This is a genomic window from Aeromonas sp. AE23HZ002T15 (genome assembly GCF_054165525.2).
This window is the reverse complement of the sequence record NZ_CM201342.1, coordinates 2,032,041-2,047,386: the sequence shown is the minus strand read 5'-3', so window position 1 is coordinate 2,047,386 and position 15,346 is coordinate 2,032,041. Positions and strand designations below refer to the sequence as shown.

At 62.0% G+C, this 15,346-nt stretch carries 19 protein-coding genes; 10 read left to right on the top strand and 9 right to left on the bottom strand.

Annotated features, from left to right (window positions below):
- The first annotated feature begins 11 nt into the window (after window positions 1-11).
- From pspA to pspG, 3 genes are read left to right on the top strand one after another with little or no spacing between them, the layout of a single operon-like run.
- The gene (gene pspA / locus ACT5M9_RS09435) at window positions 12-674 is read left to right on the top strand and encodes a phage shock protein PspA (protein WP_457981877.1); all 663 of its coding nucleotides are present in this window, start codon (window positions 12-14) and stop codon (window positions 672-674) included.
- A gap of 1 nt (window position 675) precedes the next feature.
- Window positions 676-882 (top strand): PspC domain-containing protein, encoded by a 207-nt coding sequence (locus ACT5M9_RS09430; protein ID WP_457981878.1) that lies wholly within the window; start codon window positions 676-678, stop codon window positions 880-882.
- Window positions 883-927: 45 nt separating this feature from the next.
- Window positions 928-1,146 carry an envelope stress response protein PspG gene (pspG, locus tag ACT5M9_RS09425; RefSeq protein ID WP_100858648.1) on the top strand — a complete coding sequence of 73 codons (219 nt, stop codon included), beginning with the start codon at window positions 928-930 and terminating at the stop codon, window positions 1,144-1,146.
- Window positions 1,147-1,188: 42 nt separating this feature from the next.
- On the opposite strand, the gene ACT5M9_RS09420 is transcribed toward pspG, so the two are convergent.
- Both ACT5M9_RS09420 and rarD read right to left on the bottom strand, forming a co-directional pair.
- A complete protein-coding gene (locus ACT5M9_RS09420; RefSeq protein WP_457981879.1) occupies window positions 1,189-1,530 on the bottom strand; it encodes a GIY-YIG nuclease family protein in 342 nt (113 codons plus the stop codon).
- Window positions 1,527-2,420 carry an EamA family transporter RarD gene (rarD, locus tag ACT5M9_RS09415; protein WP_457981880.1) on the bottom strand — a complete coding sequence of 298 codons (894 nt, stop codon included), beginning with the start codon at window positions 2,418-2,420 and terminating at the stop codon, window positions 1,527-1,529. The genes ACT5M9_RS09420 and rarD overlap by 4 nt, the downstream gene beginning before the upstream one ends.
- A gap of 102 nt (window positions 2,421-2,522) precedes the next feature.
- Between rarD and ACT5M9_RS09410 the strand changes: the two genes are divergently transcribed.
- Window positions 2,523-3,104 (top strand): uracil-DNA glycosylase family protein, encoded by a 582-nt coding sequence (locus ACT5M9_RS09410; RefSeq protein WP_457982040.1) that lies wholly within the window; start codon window positions 2,523-2,525, stop codon window positions 3,102-3,104.
- A 17-nt stretch (window positions 3,105-3,121) separates the two neighbouring features.
- On the opposite strand, the gene ACT5M9_RS09405 is transcribed toward ACT5M9_RS09410, so the two are convergent.
- On the bottom strand, window positions 3,122-3,979 hold the full coding sequence (locus tag ACT5M9_RS09405; protein ID WP_457981881.1) for a DMT family transporter: 858 nt from the start codon (window positions 3,977-3,979) through the stop codon (window positions 3,122-3,124).
- Window positions 3,980-4,070: 91 nt separating this feature from the next.
- Between ACT5M9_RS09405 and ACT5M9_RS09400 the strand changes: the two genes are divergently transcribed.
- Complete coding sequence (locus ACT5M9_RS09400; RefSeq protein ID WP_457981882.1) at window positions 4,071-4,964, top strand: LysR substrate-binding domain-containing protein; 894 nt, start codon at window positions 4,071-4,073, stop codon at window positions 4,962-4,964.
- A 229-nt stretch (window positions 4,965-5,193) separates the two neighbouring features.
- Here the strand turns inward: ACT5M9_RS09400 and znuB are convergent, their stop codons facing one another.
- Both znuB and znuC read right to left on the bottom strand, forming a co-directional pair.
- Window positions 5,194-5,973 (bottom strand): zinc ABC transporter permease subunit ZnuB, encoded by a 780-nt coding sequence (znuB, locus tag ACT5M9_RS09395; RefSeq protein ID WP_457981883.1) that lies wholly within the window; start codon window positions 5,971-5,973, stop codon window positions 5,194-5,196.
- 20 nt (window positions 5,974-5,993) lie between these two features.
- Complete coding sequence (znuC, locus tag ACT5M9_RS09390; RefSeq protein WP_438551557.1) at window positions 5,994-6,758, bottom strand: zinc ABC transporter ATP-binding protein ZnuC; 765 nt, start codon at window positions 6,756-6,758, stop codon at window positions 5,994-5,996.
- 93 nt (window positions 6,759-6,851) lie between these two features.
- Here znuC and znuA point away from each other — a divergent pair, with 93 nt between their 5' ends.
- Both znuA and ACT5M9_RS09380 read left to right on the top strand, forming a co-directional pair.
- Window positions 6,852-7,766: a zinc ABC transporter substrate-binding protein ZnuA gene (znuA, locus tag ACT5M9_RS09385; RefSeq protein WP_457981884.1), complete on the top strand. Its 915-nt coding sequence runs from the start codon at window positions 6,852-6,854 to the stop codon at window positions 7,764-7,766.
- Window positions 7,767-7,830: 64 nt separating this feature from the next.
- On the top strand, window positions 7,831-8,502 hold the full coding sequence (locus ACT5M9_RS09380; protein ID WP_438551555.1) for a transglutaminase-like cysteine peptidase: 672 nt from the start codon (window positions 7,831-7,833) through the stop codon (window positions 8,500-8,502).
- Here the strand turns inward: ACT5M9_RS09380 and ACT5M9_RS09375 are convergent.
- Window positions 8,497-9,438, bottom strand: coding sequence for a TAXI family TRAP transporter solute-binding subunit (locus ACT5M9_RS09375; protein ID WP_457981885.1), 942 nt, complete (start codon window positions 9,436-9,438; stop codon window positions 8,497-8,499). The two genes, ACT5M9_RS09380 and ACT5M9_RS09375, sit on opposite strands and share 6 nt — an antisense overlap.
- Entirely contained in the window at window positions 9,435-10,733 is a 1,299-nt protein-coding gene (locus ACT5M9_RS09370) for a LapD/MoxY N-terminal periplasmic domain-containing protein (RefSeq protein WP_457981886.1), read from the bottom strand. Before ACT5M9_RS09370 ends, ACT5M9_RS09375 begins: the two co-directional genes overlap by 4 nt.
- Window positions 10,734-11,003: 270 nt before the next feature.
- Between ACT5M9_RS09370 and mepM the strand changes: the two genes are divergently transcribed.
- Window positions 11,004-12,341: a murein DD-endopeptidase MepM gene (mepM, locus tag ACT5M9_RS09365; protein WP_438551552.1), complete on the top strand. Its 1,338-nt coding sequence runs from the start codon at window positions 11,004-11,006 to the stop codon at window positions 12,339-12,341.
- A 65-nt stretch (window positions 12,342-12,406) separates the two neighbouring features.
- Here mepM and ACT5M9_RS09360 read toward each other — a convergent pair whose 3' ends face one another.
- A complete protein-coding gene (locus ACT5M9_RS09360) occupies window positions 12,407-13,351 on the bottom strand; it encodes a D-2-hydroxyacid dehydrogenase (protein WP_457981887.1) in 945 nt (314 codons plus the stop codon).
- Window positions 13,352-13,511: 160 nt separating this feature from the next.
- Here ACT5M9_RS09360 and ACT5M9_RS09355 point away from each other — a divergent pair, with 160 nt between their 5' ends.
- Complete coding sequence (locus tag ACT5M9_RS09355; RefSeq protein ID WP_438551550.1) at window positions 13,512-14,093, top strand: YjaG family protein; 582 nt, start codon at window positions 13,512-13,514, stop codon at window positions 14,091-14,093.
- Between the two features lie 77 nt (window positions 14,094-14,170).
- On the opposite strand, the gene ACT5M9_RS09350 is transcribed toward ACT5M9_RS09355, so the two are convergent.
- Entirely contained in the window at window positions 14,171-14,650 is a 480-nt protein-coding gene (locus ACT5M9_RS09350; protein ID WP_438551549.1) for a MarR family winged helix-turn-helix transcriptional regulator, read from the bottom strand.
- 164 nt (window positions 14,651-14,814) lie between these two features.
- Here ACT5M9_RS09350 and ACT5M9_RS09345 point away from each other — a divergent pair, with 164 nt between their 5' ends.
- On the top strand, window positions 14,815-15,342 hold the full coding sequence (locus ACT5M9_RS09345; protein ID WP_438551769.1) for a hypothetical protein: 528 nt from the start codon (window positions 14,815-14,817) through the stop codon (window positions 15,340-15,342).
- Window positions 15,343-15,346: the final 4 nt, after the last annotated feature.

The window sequence follows — 15,346 nt, the reverse complement described above, 5'->3', positions numbered from 1 at the left end:
GGAGCCAGACCATGAGCGTATTTAGCCGCCTGACCGACGTGATCAACGCCAACCTGCACAGCCTGCTCGACAAGAGCGAAGAGCCGGAGAAGATGCTGCGCCTGATGATAGAGGAGATGGAGCAGGTACAGGTCGAGATGAGAACCCAGGCCGCCCGCGTCATCGCCGAGCAGAAACAGCTGGAGCGCCATCAACAGGCGCTGCGCCACCAGATCCAGGAGTGGTCCGCCAAGGCCGAGCTCGCCATCCAGAAGGGTCGCGAGGATCTGGCCCGCGCCGCCCTCACCGAGAAGCTGGCCGAGGTCAAGAAATGTGAACAGCTGGAGCAGGACAAGGCCAGAGTGGCCGAGGTGTTGGCCCAGTTGACCGCCGACAGCGAGCGCTTGGCGGCCAAGCTGACCGAGGCGCGGGAGAAGCAGAAGCTGCTGACCCTGCGCGAGCAGACCGCCCACAGCCGGATCCGGGCCCGTGCCCAGGTCGACAACCAGCGCATGCACGAGCTGATGGCCCGCTTCGACGGCTTTCAGGGCCGGGTGGATCAGCTGGAAGCCCAGCTGGAGGCGGCGACCCTGGGGCAGAACCCCTCCCTCGAGGCCCAGTTCCGCGAGCTGGAGCTCAACGACGAGATCGAACGCGAACTGGCTCGCCTGAAGGGCCAGAAAGTGGAGGTGTAATATGACCCCCTGGCCGAAAGACCTGGTCCACCGCAAGCTGACCGGCGTCTGCGCCGGCCTTGCCAACGGGCTCGGGCTCTCCAGGGTGACGGTGCGGGTGGTGGCGCTGCTCGCCCTGATCCTGATGCCGCCCTTGGCCCTGGCGGCCTATCTGCTGGCGGTGCTCATCATGCCGCCGCGCCGTGAGTTGAAGCGCTGGCTGGATTGACCTTGGGTCTTCCTGCCGGCAAGTGAGATGCGTGAGGAGCATAACATGCTGGAATTTATCGTCTTGATGCTGGTGCTGGTGACCATGGCGCTGACCGGATTCACCGTGTTGGCCATGCTGCTGGTGAGCGGGGTCTTCGTGCTGTTTGGCGCCCTGGCCGGCATGTTTGCCCTCATCATCAAGCTGGCGCCCTGGCTGCTGTTGCTGCTGGTGGTGTGCTGGTTGCTCAGCAACCGGCGCAGGCATTCCAATCCCTATCGTTAGGCCTCCCTGGCACGTTTCCGGCCACCTTCGCGGTGGCCTTTTTTATGGCGCCGGGTTGGCTGAGCCGGATTGGGGGGCGCAGGTCAGCCAGGGTCTCTGCCACTCATCCCACAGGGTCGGGTCTTGTACCAGTCGTTCCTTGAAGGCCTTGCTCTGCTGCTTGAGGCGATATTCGAGGCGCAGGGCCTGACCCTTGTCGTCGACTTGTTGGCGCCACACCAGGGCCAGCGGGCCCTTGCCACGCAGGGCGCGAGCCCCCTTGCCGCTCTGATGCTGGCGCAGGCGCCGGTCCGGATCCGTGCTGATACCCGCGTAGAGGGCACCCGCCCCGGTGCGCACCAAATAGATAAACCAGCTTGCGGCTGGCTTGTCTGCGGCTGTCATGACTCTTTCCACTGCACCCGGCGGCGACCGAATCTATGCAGGGGCAGCAGGCTGACCAGGAGGCCCGCCCAGACGAAGGCGAAGCCCACGGATTTCACCGGATCCGGGATCTCCCCGAACCAGAAGATGGCGAGCAGGAAGGCGAGGCTCGGCTCGATATATTGCAAGAGTCCGACCGTGCTCATGCGGGTGCGGGCCACCGCGTAGCAGAACAGCCCCACCGGTAGCAGGGTGGCGGGGGCGCTACCCATCAAGAGCAGGCGCTCGCTCCAGTCGCCGGCCACGAACAGGCTGCTTCCCTGCAGGGTGAGATGGCCGATGACGAGCAGGGCGATGGGGAGCTGGACCAGGGACTCGAGATAGAGGCTGACCCCGGCGTCGTAGCGCACCTTCTTCTTGATGAGGCCGTAGAAGGCGAAGTTGGCCCCCATGATGAGGGAGAACCAGGGCAGCTCGCCGTAGGAGAACAGCATGTAGGCGAGGCCGGCCAGCGCCAGGGCGACCGCCAGGTGCTTCTGGGGGGTCAGTCTTTCTTTCAGGAAGAGGACGGCGAAGACGATGTTGAACAGGGGCGTCATGAAGAAGGCAAGGCTGGTGGCCAGCACCTGGCCCGTAGTCAGGCACCAGGTGAACATGCACCAGCTGATGGACATGATGGGGCCCGCCAGCAGAATGAGGCCGAGCTGACGCGGCTCGGTGCGAAGGCGCGCCCAGGGCACCCGTACTCCGAGCAGCAGGAAGAGCCCGCCGAGCAGGACGACGGACCAGAGCACCCGGTGGGAGAGCAGCTCCCACATGTTGACCTCGGGCATGAACTGGTAATAGAGCGGCAGCATGCCCCAGAGCACGAAGGAGAGGGCCGCACTGCCTGGGCCTATCCAGTTCTTCATCGAATTCCGTTTATTAAATTAAACAAATGTGCGCGCATGATAGGTATCCGTCGTCGGTTTCACAAGCGGGATCGGGATGAAAACTCTGCTACCATGGCCCCCATGAATCGACTCGACGTCCTGTTTGAACAGATCCGGGCCTGCCGCCTGTGCGAGGCCCACTTGCCGCTCGGGCCGCGGCCGGTGATCCGCGGAGCCGCGTCTGCCCGCCTGCTTATCATCGGCCAAGCGCCGGGCACCCGTGTCCATGCCAGCGGCATCCCCTGGGACGACCCGTCCGGCGATCGGCTGCGCTACTGGCTCGGGGTGGACAAGGCCACCTTCTACGACGAGTCCCGCATCGCCATTATGCCCATGGGGCTCTGCTACCCCGGCCGGGGCAAGTCCGGCGATCTGCCCCCCCGTCCCGAGTGCGCGCCCACCTGGCACGACAAGGTGTTGATGCTGCTGCCCAATATCGAGCTGACCCTGCTCATCGGCCAATATTCCCAGCATCATTATCTGGGCAAGGTAGGCAAGGGGACCCTCACCGAGACGGTCAGACACTGGGCCGACTACGGCCCCGCCTGGTTGCCACTGCCCCATCCCTCACCGCGCAACACCCTCTGGCTCAAGAAGAATCCCTGGTTCGAGCAAGATGTGATCCCGCACCTGAGACAGAGGGTCGCCCCACTGCTGGGGTGACCCTCCGGGTATCGGACTCAGGTGGCGGGCTCGGCCAGCGGTTTGGGTTTGTTGCGTGCCATGGCGACCAGGGGCAGCACTATGCACAGGCAGCCCAGCAGCAGCGGCAGACCGGGCTGCTCGTCGAACAGCCAGACCCCGATGGCGACCGCCATCAAGAGACCCGTGTACTCCGCCGAGGCGATCTTGCTCGCCTCCGCCTTGCGATAGGCCACCACGCAGAGCCCGGCGTAGACCATGATCAGCGCCGAGGAACCGAAGGCGGGCCACCACATCTGCCACTGCCACTCGCCCCCCTCCCACCAGGCCAGGGCCAGTATGATGGGCATGCTCAGCACGTTGGTGAAGAAGAGGGTCTGGGCGATGGGCTGCTTGAGCGGGATCCGCTTGATCAGCAGGTTGTTGACCGCCATGGAGAGGGCCACCCCGAGCGCCGCGAGCGCCGCCCAGTTCACCTCGGTCGGCCGCAGCACGATCAGCACCCCGATGAAGCCCACCAGGGCCGTCAGCACCTTCTGGCGCGACAGCGCCTCCCCCGCCAACCAGACCGCGAGCGGCACCATCAAGAGCGGCGCCGCGTAGAAGAGGGCGTTGGCGGTGGCGAGGGGCAGGCGGGTGAGGGCGACCACCATCAGGCAGACGCCGATGGCCCAGATATGGGCCCGCAGCAGGTGCCACTTGATGGCCACCGGCGGATTGCGGCGCCAGGACCAGAGCAGCCAGGGCATCAGCAGGATGGCGGCGGAGAGCTGGCGAAAGAAGACGAACTGGAACACCGGCTGATCCGGCTCCAGCACCTTGACCAGGGCATCGGAGAAGACCGCCACCATGTTGCCCAGCACCAGATAGAGGATGCCGATCCCGACTGCATTCATACTGCCTCCCGTTTCAGATGAGGCAAGGGTAGTCTGGCGCTCGTTATCCAGTAAAATGATAAAAAATGACCATCCATGAGATTTTTAGATAATGAAGCTGCCCCCCTTGCGCGCCGTTCAATACTTCGAGGTGGTCGCCCGCCTGCTCAGCTTCTCTCGCGCCGCGCTGGAGCTGAACGTCAGTCAGAGCGCGGTCAGCCACCAGATCCGGCTGCTGGAAGACTTCCTCGGTGAGCGGCTGCTGCTGCGCCAGGGCCGGCTGCTCTCCTTGACCCAGCAGGGGGAGAGCTACTTTGAGGGGATAGCCGCCGGCCTCGGCCAGATAGCCCAGAGCAGCGAGCAGCTGCGGGGCGGCGGCGAGATGCGGCTGCGGCTCGCGGTCTACAGCTCGTTCGCGGTGAAGTGGCTGATCCCGCGCCTGGCGGGTCTGCGCCAGCTCTATCCCGAGCTGGATCTCAGCCTGGAGATGGTGGCGGAGGATCCCGAGCTCTCCGATCGGGTGGCGGACTGCTTCATTACCGTCTCCCCCCATGGCCGTGGCTACAGCCACGATCTCATCTATCTGGAGCGACTGTTTCCGGTCTGCAGCCGCCGCCTGCTGCAGCAGGTGGAAGGGGAGTGGCCGGCAGCCATCTGGCAGTTGCCGCTCCTGTCGGTGCAGTCCATCTACAAGGCGCGGGGGGAGGACTGGCAGCGCTGGGCCAAGGCGGGGGATCTGGTGATCCCGGAGGAGGCGCGCATGCACCACTTCAGCCACGTGCTGCTGGCCATGGAGGCGGCGGCCTGGGATCAGGGGGTGGCGTTCGTGAATGACTACATGCTGCGGCCGGACGATCCCCAGCTGGTGGCCCTGCCGGTGCATCAGCTGGTGACGGGAGATGCGTTCTACTTCACCTGCAAGCGCTCGCGGGCCCACGAGCCCGCCATCAGCCGCTTGCGGCAGTGGCTGATGATGGAGACGAGGCAGAGTATCAGCCCGGCTTGATGAGAGAGTTACACTGCATAGTTGTAGAAAAACGGTTCGAGCCGACTGCTTTAGGTGGGATGGTTTCGCAATGTGGCTATAGGGCCGGATAGAGGTGGTGATTACCCCTATCCGGCCCTTTGCTATCTAGGCCCGAACTGACTCAGTACAAACAGGCTGGTGGCACAGACCACGACCGAGGGGGCGAGATTTGAAGTGGCCTGATAACAACGAGCAGGCCACCCGAGATTCAGGCTTTCTTGAACTGGCTCAGCACAAACAGGCTGGTGGCACAGACGACGACGGACGGACCGGCAGGCGTGTCCTGATACCAGGAGAGCGAGAGCCCTCCCAGCACCGCCAGGCAGCCGATGATCGCCGCCAGGCCCGCCATCTGCTCCGGGGTCTGGCTGAAGCGCCGTGCGGTGGCGGCGGGGATGATCAGCAGGGAGGTGATGATAAGGGCCCCGACGAACTTCATGGCCACGGCGATCACCAGGCCGATCAGCAGCATGAGCACGCAGCGCAGCACGTCGACCCGCACCCCTTCCACCCGTGCCAGCTCCTCGGAGATGGTCATGGAGAGCAGGGGATCCCAGAGTCGCCACAGGGTGAGCAGCACCAGGGCGCCACCGCCGTAGATCCAGAGCAGGTCCATGGGCTGTACCGAGAGCAGGTCGCCGAACAGGTAGGCCATCAGATCCACCCGCACGTTGTCCATAAAGCTCAGGGTCACCAGACCGAGCGACAGGGCGCTGTGGGCCAGGATGCCGAGCAGGGTGTCGGTGGCCACCTGCTGGTTGCGGCTCATGATCACCAGCAGCATGGCCATGGCGAGACAGCAGACCACCACCGCCAGGGTGAGATCGACCTGCAGCAGTATGCCGAGCGCTATGCCGAACAGGCAGGCGTGGGAGAGGGTGTCGCCAAAATAGGCCATCTTGCGCCACACCACGAAGCTGCCGAGAGGGCCGGCCAGCAGGGCGATACCGAGGCCGGCCGCGAGGGCGTATAACAGAAAGCTGTCCACTGGAATGTCCTATTGCTTGGCTATTTGTTACGAGAAGGCAGGCGGATGATCGGGGCCTGCGGTTCATGATGATGATGTTCGCCGTCGCAGTGGTGATGGTGGGTGTAAACCGCCAGCACCTCCTGTTCCGGGCGCCCGAACAGGCGGGCGAACTCCGGGTGGCGGGCCACGCTCTCCGGCTCGCCGTGACAGCAGACGTGGCGATTGAGGCAGATCACCTCGTGAGTGCTGGCCATCACCAGGTGCAGGTCGTGGGAGACCATGAGCACGGCGCAGTGCAGCTCGGCGGCGAGTTTACTGATGAGGGCGTAGAGCTCGATCTGGCCGTTGATATCCACCCCCTGCACCGGCTCGTCCAGCACCAGCAGCTCGGGTTTGACCAGCAGGGCGCGGGCCAGCAACACCCGCTGCATCTCGCCGCCGGAGAGCTTCTGCATCCGGTTGTCCAGCAGCTCCTGGGCTCCGACCCGATTGAGCGCCTCCTCGATGGAGAGGCGGCCATTCTTGCCGAGCTGCAGGAAGCGGCGCACCGTCAGCGGCAGGGTGGGATCCAGGTAGAGGCGCTGGGGCACGTAACCGACCCGCAGATCCCGGCGGCGCAGGATCTCGCCGGAGTCCGGGCTGAGCAGGCCCAGCACCAGCTTGCTCAGGGTACTCTTGCCCGCCCCGTTGGGGCCGACCAGAGTAGTGATTTTGCCTTTGTTCAGGGTAAAGGAGACCTTGTCGAGCACTGAGCGTCCGTCAAACGAGAGACAGACATCTTTTAGCTCCACCAGTTGGGTCATGACAGCTCCGGGGTTTACAGCCTGTGAGAGTTATAATATAACAACAGCATTGGCTGTTATATTATCACACACATACTTCCTGACGAGACCCCTATGCGCATTCTTGCCCTGATCACTGCCTTGCTGGCGGTGAGCCTGCCTGTTCGTGCCCTCGAGGTGCTGACCACCATCAAACCTCTGGGCTTCATCGCGGCTGCCATCACCGACGGGATGAGCGAGCCCAAAGTGCTGCTGCCGACCGGCGCCTCTCCCCACGACTTCGCCCTGCGTCCCTCCGACATTCGCAGCATCAATGAGGCCGATCTGGTGGTCTGGGTCGGCCCCGAGCTGGAAGGCTTCATGGCCAAGCCCCTGGCCCAGCATCCTCACGTGCTGACCCTGACTCAGGTACCGGGCATGCCGCTGTTCGACTACCGCAAGCAGGCTGGGCACGAGGAGCATGGCGATGAGGATCACGAGGGTCATGATCATGACGGCCACGAGGAACATCACCATGAGGGTATCGATCCTCACATCTGGCTGGGGCCGACCCAGGTGTTGGTGATCGCCAAGGCGTTGAGTGACACGCTGAGCACCCAGGATCCGGCCAATGCTGCCCGTTACGGTGCAAATCTGAAGGCCTTTACAGACAAGGTCGATGCCAAGGACAAGGTCATCGCCGAGCAGATGACGGTGGTCAACCAGAAGGGCTACTTCGTCTTCCACGAGGCCTATGGCTATTGGGAGCGCCACTACGGCATGAGCTCCAGGGGCCACTTCACCGTGAGCCCGGAGCGCCGCCCCGGTGCCAAGACCCTGGTGGAGATACGCAAGGCGCTGGAAGAGAAGCAGGCAAGCTGCATCTATGCCGAGCCGCAGTTTTCTCCTGCGGTGATCGAGTCCGTCGCCCGCAACACCGGAGCCAAGGTGCTCTTGCTGGATGAGGTGGGTGAACAAGTGCCGCTCGGACCCGATGGCTATCCGCAATTCATGCAGCAATTGGCCGATGCCTTTGCCGAGTGCCGCTAAGGGCCCGATGTGACCATCAGGGCTGACTATACTGACCTCCAGCACATGCCATGGAGTGTCCAGTATGAAATGGATTGTCCCCGCCTGCATGGTGGCACTGGCCAGTGTCCCATTGCAGGCTTCCCAGCTCTCCAGCTATATCGCCAGCCCTGAACTCAAGTCCAAGTTGCAGGAGGTCTACGGCCCGCGAGCATTGCAGCGGGCGGAGGCGTTTGCCCGTCTGCTCACCCCGAGGGCCGGCACCACGGACCAGCAGAAACTGGATCTGGTCAACAACTACTTCAACAACCTGACCTACAGCGATGACCCCAGATTATGGGGAGAGGAGGACTACTGGGCCAACCCGCTGGAATTCATCGGGGCCCGGGGTGGGGATTGCGAGGACTACAGCATCTCCAAGTACTACACCCTGATGGAGCTCGGGGTGGATGAGAAGAAGCTGCGGCTGGCCTATGTGAAGGCCATTCGATACAACCAGTTTCACATGGTGACGCTTTACTTCCCTACCGCCAAGTCCGATCCCCTGGTGCTCGACAACATCAATGGCCGCATCCTGCCGGGCAGCAAGCGCAATGACTTGCAGCCCGTCTACAGCTTCGATGCCAAGAGCATCTGGGTGATGAAGTCACGGCGTGAGGGTACCCTGGCGGGGAGTGCCGATCGTCTGACCCAGTGGACCTCGATGCAGAGCCGCTTCTCCAGCGAGCATCTGCGCTCTCCCCGTCGTCAACTATAGCTTGCCCGCCGCCTTCAGCTCCTCGAAGTACCTTGCCGCCCCCGGATGCTGCTCGATGCTCAGCACCGGGCCGACCTTGTTGCGCGCCTTGTGAAACAGGTTGGCGTAGCCATAGGTCTGTTCGTTGAAGCTGGTCTGCTGGCTCAGCATGGCTTTGGTCAAGCGATAGACATCGGCATCGGCTGCGCTGGCATTGGTCACCAGGGTCGCGGCGATGGCGAAGGTAGGGGTGGCCTTGAGGTTGCCCGTATAGATGCGGGCCGGTACCTGGCTGCGCTGATAGAACTTCACCCCCTGTAACAGGCGATCGCGGACCTCTCCCTCGATTGGCAAGAACCGGATGGCACAGCGCTTCGAGGTGTCCAGTACGATGCGATTGGGGTGGCCCATCACCAGCCCGAAGGCGTCTATCTGCTTGCTGCACAGCGCCTCGGCCTGGTTGGCCACGCTTTTGAGATCGAGATCTTGCTCGGTGGCACCCAGCACGGCGAACAATGCCAACGCCGTCTGGCGGGTACCCGAATGCTTCAGACCCATGTCGATGGGGGCCAGCTTGAGTTGCTCCAGACTGGTGATGTCGCCATCGGCTCGCACCACTATGGTGAAAGGTTCGGCATGGGTGGCGAATAGTGCTCGCAATTCGGGTTGGGGCTGTTTGGCGAAGGGGCCGCTGCCATGGCTGGCCTGATAGAGCCAGTCGGATTGCACCAGTGCATAGGGGATCTCCCCAGCCTGCAACTGACGCAGATTCTCGATGGAACCAGAGCTGGCCTGCGGCTTGCATTGAAGGTCGGGGTCGCTCTTGTTGGCCAGTCGGCAGAACTCCTTGATGACCTGATAATAGATACCCTGCTCACCCCCGGTGCCGACGGGAATGGTACTGGCGTGGGAGGCCGAGGCCCAGAGCAGGGGCAGCAACAACAAGGGGAGTCTCATACGGCCTCCTGGCTGGCATAGCCATCTATGCCCCAGCTACGCAAGATGCTGATGTCGCTCACCTCGCTGGCTTCCGCCAACAGGGTGTAGCCGGAAGCGTGGAGGCACTGGGAGAGTAGATTCCAGTAAAGTGGCGCTTCGGTGAGCTGGCAGCTGATGAACACCGGTTTGACGGGATCGAGTCGGGTCAGGTTGTCGTTGTTCATGGGGACATTGCTGAACGCCATCTCGACCCCCTGAGCCGACAGGGCCGACAATCGCTCCTCGGCAAGGGGAGGGAAGGCCGGCTGATCCCAACGCCAGTCGAGAGTCTTGCCCTTGCCGCTGGTCAGCGTTGCTGCAAATTGCCCCCAGTCAGGGTGGGTGAGCAGGCTGAGGGGGAGCTGTATCCCCTCCGCCTTGTGGGCCAGCCAGTCGTTGAGCAGGGCCCGGATCTCGTCCGGTGAACTGTCCGTACTCGGCGGGGTTTGGGGGAGCAGGCGGCTGTAGAGCCGGATATCTCCCTGGGTGGAGACGAAGTGCTGCAGGTGCATGCCGCTCGCGGTCTCCGTCAGCCCCATCAGGGGTTGGTTGGCCTGGGCCTCGTGCTGCTTGCCGAGCTGGGTGATCTTGAGCCGCTGTTGCAGCAGATCCCGTTTGCGCTCAGAGACCAGCTGGTTGATGGAGGAAACCACCTCCCGCAGCTCTCGCAGCCAGGGGGTGGGCAAGTTGCCGCTGAACTGGCGCTGGCGCACCTGCAACAGTTGCAGACTCACCTGCTCGAGGGGGCGCAGCAGCTGGTTACATACCCAGTGAATGATGAGGGTCAGCACCAGCAGGCCACCGAGCAGGGCCAACCCGGTACGGCTGATGGCGTTCCACAGATGCTGGTAGGCATAGCCCTCATGCCCCACCAGGGTGAGGGTGCCGAGGATGCGCCAGCCGTCGGTGAGTTCCTGCTCCACCTTGACCGGCGGCATGGAGATGACGCTCGGCAGCCAGCCGGGGATGTTCTGCTGCGCCGTGTGGAATGCCTTCTGGAACAACAGCTGGCCATCCGGATCCAGCAGGGTGACCGAGCTGACGAAACCGCCGTCGAACATGGCGTTGACTATGGTTTCGGCCAGCACCTTGTCGTCGTTGAGCAGGGTGCCTTGCAGCACCAGGCCGAGGGCTGTGATGGCCGTCTCGAGATTGGCGGACATCTGGTCGAGGATGGATTGCCGCACCGTGGTGATCTCCAGCATGAACAGCAGGATGGCGCCAATGGTGAACAAGATCAGGATGATTACATTTAACAATCTTGCTAATGACATATCCACTCCATGGAAATGTTCTTGCAACATTTGGCCGTTCAGGAGCCAGAACAACCGGACTTGGTTCTTAAAAATAGAAAAAAATGGCTAAAAGAGGCGATCATTTCTGCCCATGAAGGAAGGTTATGCATAAAATGTGAGGTTCGTGCATATAGCTATGAACTTTTTGTAAGTATTTAGGTCTAAATGCCAGATGTTCGGTTTTCATAATAAAAAATCATAAAGACAGACACTCAACTACCACCCTTAGATCTAATGACAGGATAGCGGATGAAACGTCTCCGTCCCTTGGTAGCACAGGCTGCCAACTGGGAACCCCCGGTTCCCCGCAAGCATTTTTATGCCATGTTACTGCTCACGGCCATGACGCTGTCGGCGGTAGCCGTATTGCCAGCACCAGGTGACATCCTGGAGCGGCCACTGCGTCTCGAGTTGCCCATCGCCACCCCGGGTACCGCGACCAACGAAGACAACACCGATTTTAACGACATCCCGGACCACGAACTGGTGGAGGCGGCTGCCCCGGAGGATGACATCCCGGCGGATGTGACCCCCCAGTGGCAGGACTACCGGGTGCGCAACGGTGAAAACCTGACGGCCATCTTCAACAATCTGGGGCTCTCCACCACCACCCTCTACAAGGTGCTGGATGCGGATGCCAAGAATCATCTGGCCCGCCTCAAGCCCGGCCAGACCATAGAGTTGCTGATCGATCAGGACAACATACTGCAGCAGCTCAAGATCCGCCTGAACATCAAGCAGACCCTGGTGCTGGAGCGCACCGACGACACTTACAGTGCCAACATGCTCAACGAGAAGGTGGAGTGGCAGAAGAAGAGTTATGACGGTGTCATCAACGGCAGCTTCTACGTCAGCGCCCGCAACGCCGGCATCCCGGCGAACCATATCCAGAAGATTGCCAACCTGTTCCAGTGGCGGATGAACTTCGCGAAAGATCTGCAGAAGGGTGACAAGTTCAAGGTGCTGGTGCGCCAGGAGACTGTCGAGGGCAAGAGCACGGGCAACACCCAGCTGCTGGGGGTCGAGGTGTTCAGCCAGGGCAAGACGGTGTCTGCCTGGCTGTCGGAAGATGGCAACTACTATGACGGTCAGGCGAACAGCCTGGAGCGCGGTTTCCGCCGCTATCCGACCCATAGCCGCTACCGGATCAGCTCGAACTTCAACCCTGCCAGACGTCACCCCATCACGGGGCAGGTTCGTCCCCACGAGGGTACCGACTTCGCCCTGCCGGTGGGTACCGCCGTCATGGCGACCGGCGACGGCGTCGTGCTCAAGGCGACCCGCCACCCGCTGGCCGGCACCTATGTGGTGATCAAGCATGGCCGCACCCTGATGACCCGCTACCTGCACCTGAGCAAGTTGCTGGTGAAGCCCGGTCAGAAGGTGAAGATGGGCGACAAGATAGCGCTCTCCGGCAATACCGGGCGCTCCACGGGGGCCCACCTGCACTACGAGGTGCGGATCAACAACCGCCCGGTGAACCCCATGACGGTCAAGCTGCCGATGGCCGAGCCCCTGAGTGGCAAGGAGAAACGCCAGTTCCTCGCCAAGGTGAAGAGCTATCGCCAGGAGATGGAGGCGGGTTGACCTCTCTCTTTTCCTGATAGAAAAAGGCCCCGCCATCATGGCGGGGCCTTTTTCGTTGGCGGGCTTCAGTAACCCTTGTCGAAGTCGATGCGGCCATCGAGCTGCTGGCCATCGATGAAGCGGATGTAGTTGCGGATGAAGATCTGGGCCACATCCTCCGGGAAGCTGTAGGCGCTGTTGTGGGGGGTGACGATGAGGTTGGGTTGATGCCAGAGGGGGCTGGTGGGAGCCAGGGGCTCCTGCTCGAACACATCCAGCACGGCGGTGGCGAGCTTGCCACTTTGCAGCGCCGCCAGCAGATCCCCCTCGTGTACCGCATTGCCCCGGCCGACGTTGAAGAAGATGGCGCCCGGCTTGCAGTGGTTGAAACGATCGGCGGTGAACAGGTGGCGGGTCTCCCGGGTCGCCGGCAGCACGCTGATGATGACGTCGGCCTGGGCCAGCATCTTGTTCAGGGCCGGCAACTGATAAACCTGATCGAAGCCCGCCCGCTCACGGCCGCTGTGGCTGATGCCGAGCACGCGCATGCCGAAGTGTTTGCCGGTGTGGGCGATGTGCTGGCCTATGCTGCCGGTGCCGAGCAGCAGCAGTGTCTTGCCCTTGAGTCCCTGATAGGGGTGGCTCTGCCACAGCTGTTGCTGTTGCTGTTCGCGATAGAGCGGTAGTTGGCGGGTCAGGCTGAGGAGATGGCCAAACACATATTCGCTCATCAGGGGGCCGAAGATGCCGCGCACATTGGTGAGCAGGTAGTCGCGCCGGCAGCTGGCATCCAGCAGCACGTCGACCCCGGCATAGGTGGATTGCAACCAGCCGAGCTTGCCGGCCTTGGGCAACAAGGATTTGGCGCGAGCCGGTTCGGCCATCAGGATGTGAGCCTCGCCGATCAGCTTCTCGGCATCGCTCTGGTTGTCGGCCCGCAGAATGCGCAGATGGGGGAGGTGAGCCGCCTTGAGCAGACGTTCGTAGTGGGCGTTGTCCTGGCTGAGCAGAAGCAGGGTACGTTGGCTCATACTCTTGTTCCTTATCATGTTTATGGCACGGCGAAGGGGTGTCTGTCCCCATCTTACCCCAGTTGATCGGGCAAGATAGCCGACCAGGGCGCTTTTTCGTTTTCGCCGGCCCCCTCGTGGGCTACAATCTGCCCCACATTTTGCAAAGGATCAGACTCCAGTGTTTGGTGACAAGTTTTATAAGCGACTGGCCGAGCTGCAGCCTTGGCAGCAGACCGTCTACACCCTGGCGCTGGCAGAGCGCATGTATCCCAACTATGTGCTGTTTACCCAGGCGTCCGGTTTCGGCGATGCCAGGGCATTTCGTCACGCGCTGGATCAGATGTGGAACTACCTCACGGTGAAGGGTTCCCGGGTCAATCTGGGGGCCATCCTGGAGGCGTTCGAGGTCTACATTCCCGAGCCCAGCAAGTTCGAATCCTACGGCGCCTATCCGGCGCTGGATGCCTGTGTCGCACTGGGCTGTGCCTACAACTCGGTGATCTGCCGGGTAGGGGAAGAGGCCATGGATGCCAGCCACGCCTCCGTGGGGACAGTGGCCGGTTTCATCGAGATGCTGGAAGAGCGCGATCTGACCGATGAGGAGCTCTACGAGCACGAGTACATCGAGGCCGAGCTGGAGTTTCAGGTCGAGCTGCTCAAGCGCGTGGCCTTCGAGCGCGACAGCGACCGCATCCTGGCTATCCGCGAGTTTGCGGCCCAGGGCGGTGTCTCCAACATCGGGATCAGCCTGGAAGAGTGATGCCCTCGCGGCGACGCCCCGGCTCTTGCCCATAAAAAAGCTCCCGTTCGGGAGCTTTTTTTATGTCCGTTGCTGGCTCAGGCCCGCTCTTCGGTGAGGGGCCGGACGCTCAGCACAGGGGCGGCGTCTATGCCATCGGCATTCATCATGGAGGAGATCCGCTGCAGGGAGGAGAGCAGCAGGGTCTGCTCCCAGATTTCCAGGGCCTGGAAGCGTTGGATGAAGCTCTCTTGCAGCGGGGTCGGCGCCTGCTCCAGCAGGGCACGGCCTGCGTCAGTCAGCGTCGCATGCACCTTGCGCTTGTCGGTCTCGCTGCGGATCCGTTGCACCAGCTGGCGGCTCTCGAGCCGGTCCATGATGGTGGTGGCGGTGGCCTGGCTCATGTTGGTGTGATCCGCCAGCTGGCGCATGGAGATCTGCCCCAGTTCGTCGATCCCCTTGAGCAGCAGGAGCTGCGGTGAGGTCAGCCCGGCTTCCTTGATCAAGCGTTTGGAGTGCATGTCGATGGCACGGATGATCTGGCGCAGGGCGACCAGCACTTCATCATGTTTTTCCACAGGAGTCCGGCTCATGGCCTGGTAGTTGAGAGGCGCAAGATTTTCCGCCTAATTCCATACAAGGTCAATATGGTTTTTGGTCTAATGATTTCTGCTCTAATCATTTTTGTGTTAGGTTGTCCCGCTGTTTTCGAAATTTAATCCGATCTTTGAGGAGCGAAATGATGCAGAACGACCTGGATATCAAGTCCCTTGTGAGCGAGCTACGGGTAGTCAGAGTTCGCTATGAACTGCCAGATACCTCGGCATTCGTGCGTTACCAGCCCGCCTATGACGAAGACCCGAACAACCTCAAGGTGCATCACTACGATGGTGAATTACCCCTCTCCTGCAGCAACACCGGTGCTTTTAGCTTAAAGGAGTTGGTGAACGAACTGCGCTACGCCTATGTACTGGTACACCTCTTCCCCGACGAGAGCGCCATGAACTTCTACCTGGCGGGTCTCGACAACGGCCTGGCCCAGCTCGAATTCATCGGCGGCTCCTACGACTTCAACCGGCTCTGGATCACCAGCGGCGTCTCCAGCCTGGGGGTCCCCATGGCCATCTTCCTCGGCAAGCGCCACGCGGTGAACGGCCAGCCGTCCGTCAGCCTGGTGGATCACCGCGAGCAGGTGGCGGGTCGCTTGGTCTACCGCGCCATCGGCGGGGCGGGCGATCACGTCGGCGAAGACTTTTTCAACCACGACTAAGGAG